The 2987-nt window shown below is 26.0% G+C and carries 3 protein-coding genes; all 3 read right to left on the bottom strand.

Going from position 1 to position 2987, the window contains the following annotated elements; all coding sequences use genetic code 11:
• Positions 1-49: 49 nt before the first annotated feature.
• The 3 genes from I4V51_RS20600 to I4V51_RS20590 all read right to left on the bottom strand — a co-directional run bounded on the left by I4V51_RS20600 (position 50) and on the right by I4V51_RS20590 (position 2831).
• Positions 50-613: a hypothetical protein gene (locus I4V51_RS20600; RefSeq protein WP_195990311.1), complete on the bottom strand. Its 564-nt coding sequence runs from the start codon at positions 611-613 to the stop codon at positions 50-52.
• Positions 614-776: 163 nt separating this feature from the next.
• Positions 777-1514 carry a hypothetical protein gene (locus tag I4V51_RS20595; RefSeq protein WP_195990310.1) on the bottom strand — a complete coding sequence of 246 codons (738 nt, stop codon included), beginning with the start codon at positions 1512-1514 and terminating at the stop codon, positions 777-779.
• Between the two features lie 120 nt (positions 1515-1634).
• Positions 1635-2831, bottom strand: a complete 1197-nt coding sequence (locus I4V51_RS20590) for a DHHA1 domain-containing protein (protein ID WP_195990309.1) — start codon at positions 2829-2831, stop codon at positions 1635-1637.
• Between the last annotated feature and the right edge of the window lie 156 nt (positions 2832-2987).

Genomic DNA, 2987 nt, shown 5'->3' with positions numbered 1-2987 from the left:
ATATCATCATATAAAATAAAAGTTAGCTTTTGCTAACCTTTATTACACTCTATTGAACCTTTATATTTCCAGATACAGTAGCTGTATTTTTTAATTTAAAAGTCTCTTTTAATTTTTCATCTTTAAAATAAATATTTCCTTGAAGCTTTGTATCATCTAATATTACCCCTTTAGCCTCAACATATATATCACCTTTAATCTTTCCCCCTTTTATAGTTGTATCATTGCTTTTTATAACTAACTTAGAAACACTTAAAGTATAATTATTAATAGTATTATTATCACTCTCTATATGAAATAAATTCAATTTACGTCCTACATGAGTAACTTTATTTCCCTCTGTTGTATCTGTTTTTGAAAAATCACCTTCAATTATAAGTTCATTGCTAGAATTAATGTCATTTTTAATAGTTATACTATAATCTTCTTTTAATGCTATAGCCAACTCATCTTCATTTGTAACTATTAAAGATTCCTGAAACTTATCAACTTCTTCTTTATTTTCTATTTCGCTTGTAGTTGAGTTATTATTTACTTTATTGTTTATATCAGTACAACCTATAAAAAAAGTTATTAATAATAAATATAGTAATGATAAAAAGTTTACTTTCATAAAATTTATCCTCCTAGCTAATACTACAGACAAAATTAATTCTATTATGCTCTTTTTTATTTTTCCTATATTCCCATTATTTATTCTAACTATATATATAAGCTTTATTAAAAAACAAAAACAGTAATTACAAAAGTAATTACTGTTTTACATATAACTAATATTAATTTCTATACCTTGCAGCTCTCAAACCACATTTATACCCAGCTCTATATGCTGCTTTTATAGCATCTCTTGCTCCATCCTCATATCCATCATTATACCCATCTTTTCTACCTCTTAAATAATATCTCTTGTATTCTCTATATAATTGTTTTTCTTCTAATGTACTGCTCTCATTACCTTCACTACTTGAAGGTTCCTCTGAGCTATATTTTTTATCAGGATCAGAGTAACTATAACTAAATTCACAATTATATTGTGAATTTGTGTCTTCTTCTGACTCGGAATAACCATAATTACAGTCATAATCACACTCTGAATCACAGTCTGGATCTGTATTGTTTTCAAAATCTGAATACTCATTTTCACTTTCATATTTAATTTCTATTATTGTCTCTTCTTCTGTTGTTTCAATCTCATCTGTTACTTCAATATTATCTACTGTTTCAATCTCATCTGTTACTTCAATATTTTCTACTATTTCAATATCATCTGTTACTTGTATATCTTCTGAAATATCTCCTTGAATATCTTCCTTAAAGCTTTCCTCTTGTTCTACAATAGGATATCCATCATTTTTATCTAAAATTTCAGCTGGTGAAAATTCATTCTCTTGATCACTCCATATATAATTTTCCTTTAGGACTTCTTCTTCCTCATCTATTTTTTGAAAATTTTCTGGACCTTCATTTTTAGTTAAGTCTTCTATATTATCATTTTCAAAAAATCTTCTGTCCATAATTATATCTCCTTTGAATATTTTTATAATTCATTATATGAATCTTAAAAATAATTGCTATTCTTTTAATGACAGATTTAACTTTTTCAAATATTTATGTTTATACTTTCCCCAATTACATTATATTAAACTTATCTTACGTAAAGCATAGTCCATAGCCCCTTGAAGATTACTACAATTTTTACCTCCGCCTTGTGCCATAAACTTACTTCCACCGCCTCTACCATCAATTAAAGTTATTGCATCTTTTAATAAATCATTCATAGATACACTCCTTATATTCTTAGATGATGAAAATATTAAATTTGCTTTATCTTCAAATTTCACCGCAAATAATACAATCATATTATCATTTAATGATATTTTTTCTGCAATCTTAGAAATGTATTTTAAATCTCCTCCATTATATATCTTTGATACTACATGTATATCACCAATAGATTTTGCCTCTTTTATCATATCTTTAATTTGATATTCTCCAATTTCTACTTTAATCTCTCTATTCTCACTTAAAGCGCTTTTTAATTCACTTGAAAGATTATTAATTGCATTTATTGCATCATCCTCACCACAATTTAAAAATCTACAAATTTTATTTCTAAACTCATCTTTATTAAAATAATCATTTATAGCTCTTTTTCCTGCTAAATATTCTATTCTGGTAGCACCCTTATGTTTTTCCCATTTTTTAATTTTTATAGCTTGAATATCTAATGTTCTACTAGGATGTACTCCACAACATGCATTAATATCTAAATCCCCTATTTTTACTATTCTTATTTGTTCATCTGTATTAGGTAAATCTCTTCTTAAATTTAGTTTTTTCAATTCTTTTTTAGATGGTGTTAAAAATTCAACTTTTATATTTTCTTGTATTATTTCATTTGCCATTTTTTCTGCTTTTCTAATAGTTTCTTCATCTAAGTATCCCTGAATGTCTACTGTACTGATATCCTTTCCTACATGTACACTGACTGTATTAGCATTGAATAAGGTAAAAAAGCATCCTGAAAGTACATGCTGTCCTAAATGCTGCTGCATCCCATCTAATCTTCTATCCCAATCTATTTTACAATTTACTCTATGTATTTTTATTGGCCTTTTTTCTGTAACATGATATATTTGCCCATTTTCTTCAATAACATCAATTACTCTATGATTATCTATATATCCTAAATCTCCATGTTGTCCTCCTCCCCCTGGGAAGAATGCTGTTTTATCTAAACCTACATAATATAAATTATTTTTTTCTATTACCTCTGTTACTTCGGCTATAAATTCTTTCAAATATTGATCTTCATAATATAACTTTTCCATTACCTTACCTCCACCTAATCCTTAATTATTATTTTATAAATTTTATATTACTTTCTCTTATAATTCAACTTATTTTATATAATACCCTTTTCTTCTATTTTATTCCATTTATTTATGTTATAATATATTTAAATTTATTTTTATATTATTTAAATT

Origin of the sequence: Clostridium sp. D53t1_180928_C8, assembly GCF_015667795.1 — a bacterium.
Taxonomy (GTDB): domain Bacteria; phylum Bacillota; class Clostridia; order Clostridiales; family Clostridiaceae; genus Clostridium.
Note: the sequence above shows the minus strand (reverse complement) of the source record. Positions and strands in the feature narration are given on the sequence as shown.

Coding starts and splice junctions, on each gene's coding strand:
- I4V51_RS20600 (WP_195990311.1), bottom strand. CDS start 613: ATGAAAGTAAACTTTTTATCATTACTATATTTATTATTAATAACTTTT.
- I4V51_RS20595 (WP_195990310.1), bottom strand. CDS start 1,514: ATGGACAGAAGATTTTTTGAAAATGATAATATAGAAGACTTAACTAAA.
- I4V51_RS20590 (WP_195990309.1), bottom strand. CDS start 2,831: ATGGAAAAGTTATATTATGAAGATCAATATTTGAAAGAATTTATAGCC.